This is a genomic window from Rhizobium sp. AB2/73, assembly GCF_020871915.1.
Taxonomy (GTDB): domain Bacteria; phylum Pseudomonadota; class Alphaproteobacteria; order Rhizobiales; family Rhizobiaceae; genus Rhizobium; species Rhizobium dioscoreae.
This window is the reverse complement of record NZ_CP067071.1, coordinates 2201891-2216467: the sequence shown is the minus strand read 5'-3', so window position 1 is coordinate 2216467 and position 14577 is coordinate 2201891. Positions and strand designations below refer to the sequence as shown.

Sequence of the window (14577 nt, the reverse complement as noted above, 5' to 3'; positions counted from 1 at the left end):
GTGGAACAAAGATAACAATAGGCTTTCGTCAATTGAAGCCCCAAGCTCGAATTGTTTGTCCGCTGACACCTTTGCAACGCAAGCTATCTTCCTTACGAGGGACGAGCCTGATCAGCCGATCAGCATGAACTTGTCGACATCGACCAGGCCTTTATCCGATATCTTCAGATGCGGGATCACCGGCAGGGGCAGGAACGCCAGCTGCAGGAAGGGTTCTTCCAGGGTCGCGCCAAGGGCGTAGGCTGCCTGGCGCAGGTGGTGCAGTGTGTCGCGCACGCTTTCATAAGGCTCGAGGCTCATCAGGCCGGCGACAGGCAGGGCGATTTCACCGGTCACGACGCCGTCCTCGACGACGACGAAACCGCCGTTGATGTCGCTCAAGCGATTGGCGGCGAGCGCCATGTCGTCCTCGTTGACGCCGACGACGCAGATATTGTGGCTGTCGTGGCCGACGGTCGAGGCGATCGCGCCTTTCTTCAAGCCAAAGCCTTGGACGAAGCCGTTGGCATGGTTGCCATTCTTGCCGTGCCGCTCGATGACGGCGACCTTGATGATATCGTTGCCGAGGTCGATATCGGTCTGGTTGCCCTTGGTCGGCAGGCGATAGCGGCGATGCTGGGTGATGATCTTGCCAGGCGTCACGCCAATGATGGAGCTTTCGCCCTCCGTCACCGGCACGCCAAAATCGGCTGCGTTGATCGGGCGGGCCTTGACGCTGTCGAGGCCGACCGGCTCGACCGAACCGCGGGTCGCGAAAAGTTCGGCGGTAACGCGGCGGCCTGCGGAGAAGACCATCTCGGCCTTGCAGCTTTCCAGGCTGTCGACGACGACGAGATCGGCGCGCCATCCGGGTGCCACGAGACCGCGATCCCGCAGACCAAAGGCGCGCGCGGCAGAGATCGAGGCCGCGCGGTAGATCGCCAGGGGCTCGACGCCATGGGCGATCGCCGTGCGGATCATGTAATCGAGATGGCCCTGTTCGGCGATATCGAGCGGGTTGCGATCGTCGGTGCAGAGCGCCAGATGAGGCGACAGGCGCTCGGTGATAACAGGCATCAGCGCGTGCAGATCCTTGGAAACGGACCCCTCACGCACGAGGATATGCATGCCCTTGCGGATCTTTTCCAGCGCTTCCTCTGGTGTCGTCGATTCATGCTCCGTGCGGATGCCGGCTGCGAGATAGCCGTTGAGGTCATTGCCGCGTAAAAGCGGCGCATGGCCATCGATATGGCCGCCTTGGAAGGCTTCGAGTTTCGCCATGCAGACGGGGTCCTTGTGGACCACGCCGGGGAAATTCATGAATTCGGCAAGGCCAATCACCTGCGGGTGATTGCGGAAGGGCAAGAGCTTCTCGATCGGCAGATCGGCGCCCGAGGTTTCCAGATGCGTTGCCGGCACGCAGGACGAGAGCTGGACGCGGATATCCATAATGGTTTCCAGCGAACAGTCGAGGAAGTAACGTATGCCTTCGGTGCCGAGCACGTTGGCGATTTCATGCGGATCGCAGATGGCGGTGGTCACGCCATAAGGCAGCACGCAGCGATCGAATTCGAGCGGGGTTACCAGCGAGGATTCGATGTGAAGATGCGTGTCGATGAAGCCCGGTACAATGATGCGGCCGGCAATATCGATCTCTTCGCGCCCCTGATACTCGCCGCAGGTGCCGACGATGCGATCGCCGCAGATGGCGATATCCGAAGCGACCAACTCGCCCGTCACCAGATCGAAGAACCGGCCGTTCTTCAGCACGATATCGGCGGGTTCCCGGCCGACGCCCTGGTCGATGTAGCGTTCGAGTTTGGTGGTCATTTCGTCCCTCGCATATGGATCGCCCCTCATGCCGGCTCTCTTGCTCATACAAGAGGAGGCGTGAGGGGCGGAGATTGTTTGAGATTATGCCTTAGATATTATTCTGCAAGATCTCGCGGAGCTTGCCGAACAGCTCGTCGATGTGATGCTTTTCGATGATCAGCGGCGGCGATAGCGCGATGATGTCGCCGGTGGTGCGGATGAGGAGGCCCTTTTCATAGGCCTTGAGGAAAGCGGTGAAGGCGCGTTTGGTGGGCTCGCCGGCGATCGGATCGAGCTCGATGGCGCCGATCAGGCCGGTGTTTCTGATATCGATGACGTTCGGGCAGTCTTTCAGGGAATGCAGGGCATCGGCCCAGTAGTCTGAAAGTTCTGCTGCGCGCGTGAGGAGGCCTTCTTCCTTATAGGTGTCGAGCGTTGCCAACGCCGCGGCAGAGGCTATCGGATTGCCGGAATAGGTATAGCCGTGGAAGAACTCGATCATATGATCGGGTCCCTGCATGAAGGCGTCATGGATCTCCGAGGTGACGAAGACTGCACCCATTGGAATGACGCCGTTGGTCAGGCCTTTGGCGGTCGTGATGATATCCGGCTTCACATCATAATATTGAGCGGCAAAGGGTGCACCGAGGCGGCCGAAGCCGGTGATGACCTCGTCAAAGATCAGCAGGATGCCGTGCTTGGTGCAGATGTCGCGCAGCTTCTGCAGATAGCCCTTCGGCGGGATGAGCACGCCGGTGGAGCCGGCAATCGGCTCGACGATGACAGCAGCGATTGTCGAGGCGTCGTGCAGGGTGACGATGCGCTCAAGCTCGGTGGCGATATCGCCGCCATGTTCTGGCTCGCCGCGCGTGAAGGCGTTCTTACCGGGAACATGCGTGTGCGGCATATGGTCGACTCCGGTCAGCAGCGTGCCGAACATCTTGCGGTTGGTGACGATGCCGCCCACGGAAATGCCGCCGAAATTGACGCCGTGATAGCCACGCTCGCGGCCGATGAGACGGAAGCGCGAGCCATTGCCCTTCACGCGATGATAGGCAAGCGCGACCTTGAGCGCGGTTTCGACCGATTCCGAACCGGAATTGGTATAAAGAACGTGGTCCATGCCCTCGGGTGCAATATCGACCAGCCGGTTCGCCAGCTCGAAGGCCTTGGGGTGGCCGAGCTGGAAAGCGGGAGCATAGTCGAGTTCGCCTGCCTGCTGGCGGATCGCCTCGGTGATCTTGGGGCGGCAGTGTCCCGCGTTCACGCACCACAGACCCGCAGTTCCGTCCAGTACCTGCCGACCGTCATGGGTGGTGTAGTACATATCCTTGGCGCTGACGAAGAGGCGCGGTTCCTTCTTGAATTGGCGGTTGGCCGTAAACGGCATCCAGAAGGCGCGCAAATCGTTGGGGGTGGCATTCAAACGGTCCGACATGCTGTTCTCCAATGGCCATTCGGGGCCTGTTACCCGACCGCGGCGCCGCGCCGCGCGATTATATTTACTGCTTGGTCAAATTATCAGCCGGCCTATTTGCGTCAAGGCAAAGATGGGGCCGGGGAAGGAGGCTGGTGTACGGCAGGAATGGGATCGCGGCAGGTCGGCGGTGCCGGGCGCGGAATTGTCCGCGGACGTGGTGCGAGCTCGTCCGGACATGAAAAAACTGGCAAATCCGAAGATTTGCCAGTTAAAGCAGCAAAACACCTGGTAATGAAAGCAAGTCGATCTTTCAGGGTCTAAAGTGTTCCCCAGAGATCGTCTGTCGACAGGCCCTGAGCTATTGAAAGCTCTTAAGCAGCCGATCTACTTTTTTCCGGCTCGCAATAAATGTCTTCCAGCGTTTCAAGAACACGGATCACGGATTCTGATGTGCTGGAGTAGTAAATCGTTTGAGCATCGCGACGCGTCTTGACCAACTTCTGAGCGCGAAGCTTGGAAAGATGCTGAGAAAGTGCTGATTGGCTCAGTCCGACCTGATTGGCAAGAACGCCAACAGGAACTTCACCCTTAACGAGACTGCAAAGGATCAAAAGACGCTTCGGGTTCGCCATTGCTGATAATAATGCTGCCGCAACATTAGAATGTTCGGCCAAATCTCTTGTCTTCATCTGTTAATCTTCCCAATGCGGAGCGTACATCAGAAACTGTGCTATTTCCAAGCCGGTCCTAACCGATATCTAACAATACCAAGAGGGGTCGAAGATTGTATATACCTAAATTTAAGGTATCGAGTATGCTGTTTTAGGTATGTACGTATGATGCCTCGGCGATAATGCCGAGGTCTCCAGCGTCCCATCCAAGGGGCTAAATTAGACCAAAATAGGTCGATTTTTATCGTTTCGGAGCCGCAAACATGCCAATTTTGGTCACTGCGGATTTGCAACCTGAGAATATTGGCTTTTTCTACGTCAGGCTGTCCACCTACTAATTCTCGCACTATTGTATGGTTTTATTGCCGCCGGATTTTGTTTTCGGTTTAAAGCATCATCAGGTCTTTTGAGGACAAGATGTAAGCCCTTCCAAAGCCGCCGTTCAGGCTGGCATCGAGCGGAATGAGGCGGAAGAAGCAGAAATCCGGAAAATCGATATAGAGCTTGGATTTCGGGTGGCGATCGAGAAAAAGCGCTCGGATGCGCTCATGCGCCTGGCTTTGCCGATCGATGCGCTCCGCGCCGCAGCGTAAGGTCAGGCGGGGATGGGCGAGAGGGTCGCCCTTGCCGGGCTCGCCAAAGAGCGCCGAAGCGCGGCCGTCTCTCATCAGAGCTTTGGTATGTAAGGAGAGGCCGGAGACCAGGATGACCGGAGCGCCATCCGCATCCATGGCGATCAGGACGCGGCTGACGAAGGGAAAGCCGGTTTCGGGGTCGATGACGGCCAAGGCTGCATGTGCGGCTTTATGCATGAGGTCGCGCGCCTGAATGCGCGCATCCTCATCCGTTTCCCTGATCAACGATGGTTTGTCGTTCATTAACGGCTCCATGAATTGAGGAGCAGTCGCGAACGACTACTCCTTTCGCCGGTGGCTGGTGAGACCCGAAACAACGTCTTGCGCCGAGATCGTTCCAATAATCGTGCCATTGTCAACAACGCCGATATTGCCTGGCTGGCGCGTCAGGGCGTCAAGGATATCGACAAGCGGTGTCGCGGCGGTTGCCGTGGCGGTGACGGAACCGGCATTGGCCGAATGTCCGACGCCCTGTTGCATGATGTCCCGTGCCGTCAGCATGCTGATCGGATTCATGTGCTGCACGAAGTCGGCGACATATTGATCGGCTGGGTTCTTGACGATCTCCTGTGGCGTTCCGCACTGGATGATGTGGCCGCTTTCCATGATGGCGATGCGGTTGCCGATGCGGAATGCCTCGTCCAGATCGTGGCTGACGAACAGGATCGTCCGCTTCAGTCGGCGCTGGAACTCCAGAAGCTCGTCCTGCAGGCGGGTGCGGATCAGCGGATCGAGCGCGGAGAACGGCTCGTCCATCAGCAGGATCGGCGCGCCGGTTGCAAAGGCACGGGCGAGACCGACGCGCTGCTGCATGCCGCCGGACAGTTCGTTGACCTTGCGATTGGCCCATTGCGTCAGGTTGACGAGCTGGAGCTGTTCGTCGACGCGCTTCTTGCGTTCGGCGTCCGGAACGCCGGCAAGCTCAAGCCCGAAGCCGACATTGTCGGCCACCGTTCGCCAGGGCAGAAGCGCGAACTGCTGGAAGACCATGGAGACGGTGTGCATACGCAGGTCGCGCAGGGCTTTTGGGCTGCAGGAGTAAGGGCTGACGGCGCCGTTCTTGGTGTTGACGGAGACCTCGCCGCGCACGACCGGCGCCAGGCCGTTGACGGCGCGCAGCAGCGTCGACTTGCCGGAGCCGGACAGGCCCATGAGCACGAGGATTTCACCCTCTTCGATTTGCAGCGAGGCATTGGCGACACCGAGCACCATGCCCGTCGACTTGCCGATGTCGTCGCGCGACTTGCCTTCATCGACAAGTTTCAGCGCGGCATCGGGACGATCGCCGAAGATGATGCTGACATTTTTGAAATCAACGGCGACGGTCATGAGCGGTCTCCTTCGCCGGGCGCGCGGAACATACGGTCGAGAATGATCGCCAGGATGACGATGCAGGCGCCGGAATCGAAGCTCTTGGCGACGTTGACGCTATTCAGCGCGCGCAGAACCGGCACGCCGAGCCCGGGGGCGCCGACGAGGGCGGCGATCGAGACCATCGAGAGCGACAGCATGATGGTCTGCGTCAGGCCGGCCATGATCTGCGGCGTGGCAAAGGGAAGCTCGACCTTGCGCAGAACCTGGCGTGGCGTCGCGCCGAAAGATTCGGCCGCTTCCACCAGCGAAGGGGGAGTGGAAATGATGCCAAGGCGCGTCATGCGGATCGGTGCGGGAAGAGCAAAGACGACGGTGGCGACCAGACCGGGGACCATGCCGAGACCGAGCAGGATCATTGCCGGCACCAGATACACGAAGGTCGGGATGGTCTGCATCAGATCGAGGATCGGCCGCATGATGGCGTAGAGCCAGGGACGTCGGGCAGCCGCGATACCAAGGGGGACGCCGACCAGCATACAGACGAAGGTGGAGGCTAGCACCAGCGCCAGCGTCTCGGTCGTCTCTTTCCAGTAACCCTGGTTGATGGTGATCAGCAGGCCGATCAGGGTGAGAACCGTGATCGTGACGCTCCGGCGCATCCAGTAGGCGATTGCCGTGAAGACAACGACGACGATCAGCGGATGCGGTGCCTGCAAGACGAACAGCAGCCCGTTGATTCCATGCGCGACAACGAAGGAAAGGCCGTCGAAGAACCATGTGACATTGCTCGTCAGCCAGTCGACGACGGCTTTGGCCCATGGCCCGATGGGGATGCGGTAATCGGTTAACCAGTTCACGTCTTTGCCCATGATTGGGGGCGGCGTTTCCGATTGTTACGTATGAAGCCGGAGGTGCCGCCGAAGAATACGGTCTGTCACGCCAAGTGGACCATTGTCCGGGAATGGCGGGACGCGAAAGCAAGCAGTCCGTTCAAGGAAGAGAAAGGGGCGGTTTGGCCGCCCCTCCATCCGTCCTCGTATTACAGGCCGAGCTTGGCCTTGACCGCCGCCAGGCCGTCACCGCCATCCTTGGTGGTGACGCCCGCGAGCCAAGGCGTGATTGCTGCGGGGTTGGCCTTCAGCCATTCCGTCGCTGCGACTTCCGGATCCTTGCCGTCATTCAGGATCTTGCCCATGATTTCGTTTTCCATCGGCAGCGAGAAGACGAGATTTTTGACGAAGGTGCCGACATTCGGGCATTCCTGCAGGTAGCCGGCCCGGACGTTGGTGTAGACGGTCGCACCACCGAAGTTCGGGCCGAACACGTCGTCTCCGCCGGTGAGATAGGTCATCTTGTAGGTGGTGTTCATCGGATGCGGGGCCCAGCCGAGGAAGATGATCGGCTTGCCTTCCTTGTCGGCGCGGGAGACCTGAGCGAGCATGCCCTGCTCGGAGGATTCGACCACTTCGAAGCCCTTGAGGCCGAAGGTGTTCTTGTCGACCATGTCGATCACCAGACGGTTGCCGTCATTGCCCGGCTCGATGCCGTAGATCTTGCCGTCAAGCTCATCCTTGTGGGCGGCAATGTCCTTAAAGTCCTTGATGCCGAGCGCGGCACCCTTTTCATTGGTAGCGAGCGTGTATTTCGCGCCTTCCAGATTGGCGCGCACGGTTTCGACCGACTTGTCCGCAGCGAACGGCTTGATGTTCTCGGCCATGGAGGGCATCCAATTGCCGAGGAAGACATCGATGTCCTTGTTCTTCAACGACTGGTAGGTCACCGGCACGGCGAGCACCTTGACGTCGGTGTCGTAGCCAAGAGCCTTCAGGAGGATGGAGGCGGTGGCCGTGGTGGAAGTGATGTCGGTCCAGCCTACATCGGCGAAATGTACGGTGCTACAGCTTGCCGGCTCGGCTGCGGAGGCCGCGGTGGCGCCCAATGTCAGCGCGGAGAGAGTTGAGGCGAAAGCGAATGCAGTAAGGGTCATTTTTATCATTGCGTGACTCCCAGTCTAACGTTCCCAAGCAACCATCAATAACTGACATTTTCAAGCGACCACAGTGTATTTGCGGCGGTTTGAGGGGGCTGAATGCGACGCCCGCCTTTTTCTGTCCGCCTGTGACCAAGGCTTTTGCGCGCTAAGCGAAGCACGCCTGAATCCTGTGGTTTTCGCCGCGACCATCTTTCCTTATCGTCCCGCAGCACCCATGAAGCATTCAAGGAGAATGTCATGGCCAAGCTCTACTTCCATTATTCGACCATGAATGCCGGCAAATCGACGATGCTGCTGCAGGCCGCCTATAATTATCAGGAGCGCGGCATGCGTACCGCGGCCTTCATCGCAGCTCTCGACGATCGCGCCGGGCGTGGCACGATCGCCTCGCGCATCGGCCTGACCATGGATGCCCTGCCGTTCGAAACCGGCGACGATCTCTATGCAATGGTCGATGAAATGCATGCAAAGGAGCCGCTTGCCTGCGTCTTCGTCGATGAGGCGCAATTTCTGACGCGCGAGCAGGTCTGGCAGCTTGCCCATATCGTCGATCGCCTCAATCTTCCGGTCATGACTTACGGGCTGCGCACGGATTTCCATGGACATCTGTTTCCGGGATCGCAGGAGCTGCTGACCATCGCCGACGAATTGCGGGAGGTGCGCACCATCTGCCATTGCGGACGCAAGGCGACGATGGTGGTGCGGCTCGATGCCGCCGGCAAGGTCGTTCACGAAGGGGCGCAGATCGAGATCGGCGGCAGCGACAAATATGTCTCGCTTTGCCGCCGTCATTGGGAAGAAGCGATCACCTGCGAGTGAAGCGCCGCCCACGGGCTTTCAGTAGCGTTGCGGACTTTCCTCGGCATATGATCGTTGGTCGGGATTGAGCTGATCGAGAGGGATGATGAAACTTCTTTGTCTGCTGTCGGCCGCTATCGCGCTTGCCTCGACCTCTTGGGCGCTTGCAGACGGCGATGCGGTCGCTGGCGCCGTCGTTTTCAAGAAATGCGGTGCCTGTCATACGGCGACCGGGCCTGACAATCGGGTTGGCCCCTCGTTGATGGGGGTCGTCGGACGAGCCGTCGCAAGCAAGCCCGATTATGTCTACTCGCCGGCGATGCGGGCATTCGGCGCCGACGGCAAGGTCTGGGATGAAGCGTTGCTGCGGAAATATCTGCCGGCGCCGCAATTCCTCGTCAAAGGCACCCGGATGACGTTCCCGGGTCTGAAAAGCGACAAGGACCTCGACAACCTGATTGCCTATCTGAAGAATCCTGCCGCTGCCCAATAGTTTTCGAGCATTTCCTTCGCCTCAGGAAGCGGCTAGGCTCGCGCTAGAGGTAGGGGAGGGAATGCTTTCATGGTCAGGCTTCATTCCTTCGATGGCATGCTCGATAAGGCGCAAGCGACGCTCGATGACGCCATGAACGACGCGAATTCGGCCGTGGCGACGCTCGCCGGCCACGCGAGGGAAGGCGAGCGCGTCGAGGTCGTCAATTTTCCTGTCGAAGAAGCGACTGTCCGCGAAGCGGTCGAACTGCTCGATCGGTGGAAATCAACCGCCCTGTCGCTGGTCAAAGAGCTGGATCATGCGACCGAGGAGGCGGACTTGCAGCATCGCCGATTGTTCAACGAGAAGATTGGTCTTGAAAATGCAAGCCTGCTCAGCCGGACGCTGGCGCATGGACCGATGAAGCCGGAGGCTATCATCGCCGATCTCGATACGATCCTTAACGTATCGGCCGAACTCGACCTTCTTTTCAAGCAGGCAAGACCCGTATTCTCCCGATGCTTTCATGACTGCGAACTACAGCTGGAAGGCGTGATCGAACGCCGGCGGAAGCTCGATTTCGATATAGAGGAGATGCAACGCCGGGCCAATGCCTTGGCGGAAAAGCTCATGTATCAGCGGCGCAACCGCCCATCCTCGCGCCATGCCGATCTACAGTCCGAACTCGAAGGGGACTATCGCGCTCTGTTGCTGGAGCAGGATGATATTCGGCGGCAAGAACAGGAGCTTCAATCCCGCCGGACCGTGCGACAGCGTCTTATAGACATTTATGAAGGGCTGGCGGCTGCTCTGAATAGGCAGATCGCCGCCATCGGCGCTATGGCCGCTAAGCTGACTATCGATATCGAGCAACGGATTGCCTTGCTCAAGGCATTGGCGGCAGAAGCGGCGCCGGCATCGACCACGGTTTCGCGAACGGCAGCGGTTGAGAGCCTGATCCAGGCGTTCGAGGCGAATGTGCTGGCGGGGCATGACCTTGCCGTGCGCAAGGCTCATGTCGATGCCGTCTTCAAAAGACGGCTGGAGCCGCATCTGCTCCCCGCATCCGCTGACCCGAGCGGAGCGGCGGAAGAGGCGCAACCTGAGGGTTGATTGTCGTCCGTCACGGAAAATTCCATGCGGACGGTTGTTGTTTTTCCCAAGAACACATATTTGCTGGAACGTGAATGGCGATAAGGACTTAATGATCCGAGGGCCGCGGGGATTTTCGCGACGTCCATTGCGCAGGTTTGGTGTGGTGCGTCCTTTGCGTGTCGGGGGGATGCGCGGTACGGTTTAGGAGGCGTGTCCATGCTTGACTCGATCACGGCGTTCTTCAAGCGGATCTGGGCCGCTATTGCACGCTGGCTAGGATTGATTTTCGTCGGGCTTAGCTGGCCATTTCTTGCAGCGCATGGCTGGTATCGGCAGCGCAACTGGCTGATCAAGCTGCCGGTCGCCGCCTTCGTGACGCTGATGGCGCTGCTTTATATCTATTTCGTTTGGCAGACGCAGGTCTGGACAGGCTTCAATCCGGCCTATCCGGATGTCTACAAATTTTCAGAGCGCAAATATTCGGCAGGGCAGGAACTGCCTGCAACAGACGGCCAGCAGGCCGCGGCAACGGCGCCCAAGACCTGCCAAACCTCTGCTGTCGTCGATGTCGCCACCGATCTGATCGATCTCAACGTCAACCAGAATGCCTGGATTTCCTCGATGCTGCTCTACAAGCTCGGCTTCTTCGGCATTTCATGGGATGACACGCCATTCCTGGACAACAAGGCTTCCTTCCAGCGGGGCATCAATTCTGTCGTTCGCCGTACCTCGGCGGAGCTGGTCGACACACTCGGCCGCGTGCGCGGAACCTCCGGCATCAACAGCGATCTGCAGAAGGCGCGCGGCAACCTGCAGTTCGACGAGTCCAGCTGGTATTTCGGCCTGCATCCCTTCGGGCCAAAGACCCCAAGCCCAAGCTATTATCGCGCCGCAATGAGCAATCTGCGCAGCTTCAATAGCGACCTCGGCAACTGCAAGGCGATTTTCGACGGGCGCGCCGACAACCTCCTGCAGTTCGTCGACCACATTGCCAACGATCTCGGCAGCACGGCGGATATACTGGCCAAGAGAGCAGGGGATCACAGCTACGGCTGGCTGGATACGCGGGCTGACGACCGCTTCTGGTTTGCTTACGGGCAGCTTTACGCAAGCTACGGTATCCTGATGGCGGCTCGTTCGGATTTCCAGCAGGTGATCGCCGAGCGTAATGTCAGCGCGCTTTGGGCCGACGTCACGACGCAATTGCAGACTGCTTTGCGTATTCAGCCCTTCATCATTTCCAATGGACCCGAAGATAGCTCCTTCATGCCGAGCCATCTCGCGACCATGGGCTTCCATATTCTGCGGGTACGTTCGAGCCTCGTTGAAATCCGTACGGTTCTGGGTGGTCGCTGAAGAAGAAGTGGACTGCCATCCGTTCCTGCGCAGCAGGCGCGCATAGACGCTTGACCCGGTCGTCGGGCTCCGTCCGGAGGTGCTAGAGCGAGGGCTCGCCTAGCTGATCAGCTTCAGGCGGATGGCTTTTGCGACGAGCTGTGTGCGGTTGACGCAATCGAGCTTCTTGATCGCATTCATCATATAGGCGTTGACCGTATGGTCGGAGAGGGTGAGGATCTGGCCGATCTCCACTGAGGTCTTCCCCTGAGCGGTCCAGCGAACCACTTCCAGCTCACGTGCCGAAAGCGAGTGCGGCGCGGCACTGTCGTTGCGCTTGAGGCAGTTATAAGCATCGAGCGCCTGCAGCATGATCAGGGTGAGTTCGTTGATCTCGCTCTGGCCGAGACTGTTGCGATTGCCCATGAACCAGAAGACAAGGCGTTGACCATCCGGCGCGTTGACCGGAATGATGACGCTCATCGGACAATTGAAGTTTATCAGGAGCGTGCGAAGTTCGCGCGGCAGATCCGCGTCGGGTTCGGCGTCCTTTTCCAGCAGATGCCAGGAGCGCGGCATGACCGAATCGCGCGTGCGCAACAGCATTGGACAACGGCGAACGAGCTGATGGCGATCAAATTCACGTACGAACTGAGCCGGCACCGTGCCCTCGATGAGCAACGGCGTCATCATCGTGTCGTCGGGAACCGGGGCGTTCATGAGAGCCATATGGCTGAAGCCAAAAGCTGACCCGGTCCGTTCCAAGGCCAGTGCAAAGGCCGCTTGTGTCCGAGCAGCAGCCAACTCGGCAGAAAGCAGCAATTGTCTCTCGGCAGTAATGATATAGGACATATGAGTGAAGCGCCCAAAGCGTGTTATCGTTATCAAATACCGGATTTATGAGTGAATGCTAGACGCAAAAATACCACAGAACCAGAAATAATTTTATTTTCATATATTTTAATATTCAAGCATGCAAAACTACGAAAATTTTCGCCCAAAATGGTCATTAAGCGTAAAAATAGCGTTTTCGTTAGTCTAATTTCGACGGAGCCGTACATTTTGCGTCGACCTCGGCAGCTAGGGAGCAACACGGCGAAGCGCATTTACCAGGTCAAAAATTAGGTCAGAATGTGTGTTTTGGACAGGGCCGCCCGGAGCTGACAGAGAGACGCGACTTGATCCAAAACTGTTCCACGCTTCACGTTAGGATTAACCGTTTTGTCGCAACATCAGTTCGGTTCCATCTCTCGTTCCTGAGGCCCCGGCAGTGCTCATTTTCTCGTCGCCAGCTCTTGCATGGGTGCAAGCGGTCGAGAGTTTCATCAAATGATGCGTCGCCGCGTCGGCGCGCCTTGCGAAGGCCCAAAGCGGTTGCTATCCGTCTTGCCAAGGTAATCGCTTGCAGGCGTATGGCTCATGAATTCTCGCTTCTTCCCGCAGCTTGCGGCACGCTGCTGTCAAACGCTGTTGTGGTTCGTCACCGGCGTTTCGCTTCTGCTTGTTTCGCCTGCGCTTGCCGAAGCGGCTGGCGTTGCCGGCGGCACGCCGATGCGGTTCTTGCTCGTTCACGGCGAGATGGGCCAGTGCCGGGCCGATGATACATGTCCGGACTGGATCTCCGCCGAAGGGCAGATCATGGCGGACACGCCGCGGAAGCTGCAGAAAATCCTGAAACAGGTCGGCGATCGCAAGTTGTCCATCGTCGTCAGTTCGCCGGGCGGCGATGTCAAGGCGGCGATGGAGATGGCTCGCATCATTCGCAAGCAGAAGCTTTCGATCGCAGTCGGCCGCACCCGCTCGCGGGCATGCCCCTATGCCGAGCCGATCTGCTCGGCAGCCTTTGCAAAGGACGGCTCGATCACGGGACAGCCATTCTCGGATGGCGCAATCTGCTTTTCGGCCTGCCCGCTGTTTTTTGCAGGCGGTGTCCAGCGCGTTTCCAGCCCCTTCGCGCTGCTGGGCGTTCATCAGATCACAACGACTTACAGCGAGGTGCGCGTCCAGTACCGCACCGAATATGAGATGGTGGATGGCAAGCGTAAGATCATCTCCAAGAAAGAGATCGGCCGTAAATTCGTCGGCAAGTACGATACGACCAAGCTCGACAAGGCACAAAGGACCAGGCTGGTCAGCTTCCTCGACAAGATGGGCGTGGACCGGGGACTTGTCGATCTGATGCTTGGAACCGCCCCGAACGGCATTCATCTGATTTCGCAGATGGACGCGTTGAGGCTGAGGCTGACGACGGAGCTCGCCGATGCCGATGCGCTGGTCTCGGCGCGCAACTGCAGGGAAAATCAATCGATTTCCGATTGTGCCGCGCCGGCACCGTCGGCGACCGGTGCGCCGATGACCAGCGCATCGGCAATGGCCGGCAAGTAGCCGCGCGTCCGGCCTCAGCTATCCTTGGCTTTGGCTTTTGCCATGATCTTCTCCAGGAAGCCCAGCAATAGTGCCGAGACGACGAAGGCCAGATGGATGATGGTGAACCACATCAGCTTGGCGTTGTCGTATTGCGTGGCGTTCAGGAAGATCTGCAGCAGATGGATCGAGGAAATGGCGACTATCGACGATGCAACCTTGATCTTGAGGCTGCCTGAATCGAGCTTGCCGAGGAAAGAAACCTCGCCCTCCGCCTCGTCGAAGCGGCTGACGAAATTTTCATAGCCGGAAATCATTACCATGACGATGAGGCTCGCCACCAGGGCAGCGTCGATGAGGCCGAGTATGGCGAGGATCATGTCGGCTTCGTCATAGACTAAGACATTGATCGCCACCTTGTAGAACTTATAGGCGAACGAAACGGCATAGACGGCGAGCGAGGCGGCGAGACCGAGATAGAAGATCACCAGGAGCCAGCGACTGGAGAGGATAATGCGCTCGACCAGCAATTCCAGGGACTTCATATCTTTTCCTTCTTTCTCGGTTTGAATTGGACGCCGAAAATAGGCATGCCAGCCTCGTGAGACAAGGCGGTACGTTTCGACTAACAGAGTGCTTCGCCACTATTCACACCCGATACATATTGGTTTATCCCGACAGGGAAATGA

The 14577-nt window shown here is 58.4% G+C and carries 14 protein-coding genes; 5 read left to right on the top strand and 9 right to left on the bottom strand.

Annotation, left to right across the window (positions count from 1 at the left end; all coding sequences use genetic code 11):
* Nucleotides 1–111: 111 nt before the first annotated feature.
* The 7 genes from ade to I8E17_RS10950 all read right to left on the bottom strand — a co-directional run bounded on the left by ade (nt 112) and on the right by I8E17_RS10950 (nt 7827).
* Nucleotides 112–1809 carry an adenine deaminase gene (ade, locus tag I8E17_RS10980; RefSeq protein WP_069612719.1) on the bottom strand — a complete coding sequence of 566 codons (1698 nt, stop codon included), beginning with the start codon at nt 1807–1809 and terminating at the stop codon, nt 112–114.
* Between the two features lie 91 nt (nt 1810–1900).
* Nucleotides 1901–3229, bottom strand: a complete 1329-nt coding sequence (locus I8E17_RS10975) for an aspartate aminotransferase family protein (protein ID WP_069612718.1) — start codon at nt 3227–3229, stop codon at nt 1901–1903.
* 353 nt (nt 3230–3582) lie between these two features.
* Nucleotides 3583–3900 carry a metalloregulator ArsR/SmtB family transcription factor gene (locus tag I8E17_RS10970; protein WP_015340680.1) on the bottom strand — a complete coding sequence of 106 codons (318 nt, stop codon included), beginning with the start codon at nt 3898–3900 and terminating at the stop codon, nt 3583–3585.
* Between the two features lie 368 nt (nt 3901–4268).
* Nucleotides 4269–4760, bottom strand: coding sequence for a pyridoxamine 5'-phosphate oxidase family protein (locus I8E17_RS10965; RefSeq protein WP_069612716.1), 492 nt, complete (start codon nt 4758–4760; stop codon nt 4269–4271).
* A gap of 36 nt (nt 4761–4796) precedes the next feature.
* Complete coding sequence (choV, locus tag I8E17_RS10960) at nt 4797–5846, bottom strand: choline ABC transporter ATP-binding protein (RefSeq protein ID WP_069612715.1); 1050 nt, start codon at nt 5844–5846, stop codon at nt 4797–4799.
* Nucleotides 5843–6700, bottom strand: coding sequence for a choline ABC transporter permease subunit (choW, locus tag I8E17_RS10955; protein ID WP_069612714.1), 858 nt, complete (start codon nt 6698–6700; stop codon nt 5843–5845). The genes choV and choW overlap by 4 nt, the downstream gene beginning before the upstream one ends.
* A 170-nt stretch (nt 6701–6870) precedes the next feature.
* Nucleotides 6871–7827: a choline ABC transporter substrate-binding protein gene (locus tag I8E17_RS10950; protein WP_069612713.1), complete on the bottom strand. Its 957-nt coding sequence runs from the start codon at nt 7825–7827 to the stop codon at nt 6871–6873.
* Between the two features lie 234 nt (nt 7828–8061).
* On the opposite strand from I8E17_RS10950, the gene I8E17_RS10945 reads away from it, so the two are divergent.
* From I8E17_RS10945 to I8E17_RS10930, 4 genes are all read left to right on the top strand, one after another.
* Complete coding sequence (locus tag I8E17_RS10945) at nt 8062–8643, top strand: thymidine kinase (RefSeq protein ID WP_069612712.1); 582 nt, start codon at nt 8062–8064, stop codon at nt 8641–8643.
* A gap of 85 nt (nt 8644–8728) precedes the next feature.
* The gene (locus tag I8E17_RS10940) at nt 8729–9115 is read left to right on the top strand and encodes a cytochrome c family protein (protein ID WP_069612711.1); all 387 of its coding nucleotides are present in this window, start codon (nt 8729–8731) and stop codon (nt 9113–9115) included.
* A gap of 69 nt (nt 9116–9184) precedes the next feature.
* Nucleotides 9185–10207 carry a hypothetical protein gene (locus I8E17_RS10935; protein WP_069612710.1) on the top strand — a complete coding sequence of 341 codons (1023 nt, stop codon included), beginning with the start codon at nt 9185–9187 and terminating at the stop codon, nt 10205–10207.
* A 198-nt stretch (nt 10208–10405) separates the two neighbouring features.
* On the top strand, nt 10406–11545 hold the full coding sequence (locus I8E17_RS10930; protein ID WP_069612709.1) for a DUF2333 family protein: 1140 nt from the start codon (nt 10406–10408) through the stop codon (nt 11543–11545).
* A 99-nt stretch (nt 11546–11644) separates the two neighbouring features.
* On the opposite strand, the gene I8E17_RS10925 is transcribed toward I8E17_RS10930, so the two are convergent.
* Nucleotides 11645–12376, bottom strand: a complete 732-nt coding sequence (locus I8E17_RS10925) for a LuxR C-terminal-related transcriptional regulator (RefSeq protein ID WP_069612708.1) — start codon at nt 12374–12376, stop codon at nt 11645–11647.
* 567 nt (nt 12377–12943) lie between these two features.
* On the opposite strand from I8E17_RS10925, the gene I8E17_RS10920 reads away from it, so the two are divergent.
* Nucleotides 12944–13909 carry a hypothetical protein gene (locus tag I8E17_RS10920; protein WP_113366429.1) on the top strand — a complete coding sequence of 322 codons (966 nt, stop codon included), beginning with the start codon at nt 12944–12946 and terminating at the stop codon, nt 13907–13909.
* A 14-nt stretch (nt 13910–13923) separates the two neighbouring features.
* Here I8E17_RS10920 and I8E17_RS10915 read toward each other — a convergent pair whose 3' ends face one another.
* Nucleotides 13924–14433 carry a TIGR00645 family protein gene (locus I8E17_RS10915; RefSeq protein WP_083258168.1) on the bottom strand — a complete coding sequence of 170 codons (510 nt, stop codon included), beginning with the start codon at nt 14431–14433 and terminating at the stop codon, nt 13924–13926.
* Nucleotides 14434–14577: the final 144 nt, after the last annotated feature.

Excerpts from the sequence above, each read along its gene's own strand:
- ade (WP_069612719.1), bottom strand. The coding sequence starts at position 1,809 with ATGACCACCAAACTCGAACGCTACATCGACCAGGGCGTCGGCCGGGAA.
- I8E17_RS10975 (WP_069612718.1), bottom strand. The coding sequence starts at position 3,229 with ATGTCGGACCGTTTGAATGCCACCCCCAACGATTTGCGCGCCTTCTGG.
- I8E17_RS10970 (WP_015340680.1), bottom strand. The coding sequence starts at position 3,900 with ATGAAGACAAGAGATTTGGCCGAACATTCTAATGTTGCGGCAGCATTA.
- I8E17_RS10965 (WP_069612716.1), bottom strand. The coding sequence starts at position 4,760 with ATGAACGACAAACCATCGTTGATCAGGGAAACGGATGAGGATGCGCGC.
- choV (WP_069612715.1), bottom strand. The coding sequence starts at position 5,846 with ATGACCGTCGCCGTTGATTTCAAAAATGTCAGCATCATCTTCGGCGAT.
- choW (WP_069612714.1), bottom strand. The coding sequence starts at position 6,700 with ATGGGCAAAGACGTGAACTGGTTAACCGATTACCGCATCCCCATCGGG.
- I8E17_RS10950 (WP_069612713.1), bottom strand. The coding sequence starts at position 7,827 with ATGATAAAAATGACCCTTACTGCATTCGCTTTCGCCTCAACTCTCTCC.
- I8E17_RS10945 (WP_069612712.1), top strand. The coding sequence starts at position 8,062 with ATGGCCAAGCTCTACTTCCATTATTCGACCATGAATGCCGGCAAATCG.
- I8E17_RS10940 (WP_069612711.1), top strand. The coding sequence starts at position 8,729 with ATGAAACTTCTTTGTCTGCTGTCGGCCGCTATCGCGCTTGCCTCGACC.
- I8E17_RS10935 (WP_069612710.1), top strand. The coding sequence starts at position 9,185 with ATGGTCAGGCTTCATTCCTTCGATGGCATGCTCGATAAGGCGCAAGCG.
- I8E17_RS10930 (WP_069612709.1), top strand. The coding sequence starts at position 10,406 with ATGCTTGACTCGATCACGGCGTTCTTCAAGCGGATCTGGGCCGCTATT.
- I8E17_RS10925 (WP_069612708.1), bottom strand. The coding sequence starts at position 12,376 with ATGTCCTATATCATTACTGCCGAGAGACAATTGCTGCTTTCTGCCGAG.
- I8E17_RS10920 (WP_113366429.1), top strand. The coding sequence starts at position 12,944 with ATGAATTCTCGCTTCTTCCCGCAGCTTGCGGCACGCTGCTGTCAAACG.
- I8E17_RS10915 (WP_083258168.1), bottom strand. The coding sequence starts at position 14,433 with ATGAAGTCCCTGGAATTGCTGGTCGAGCGCATTATCCTCTCCAGTCGC.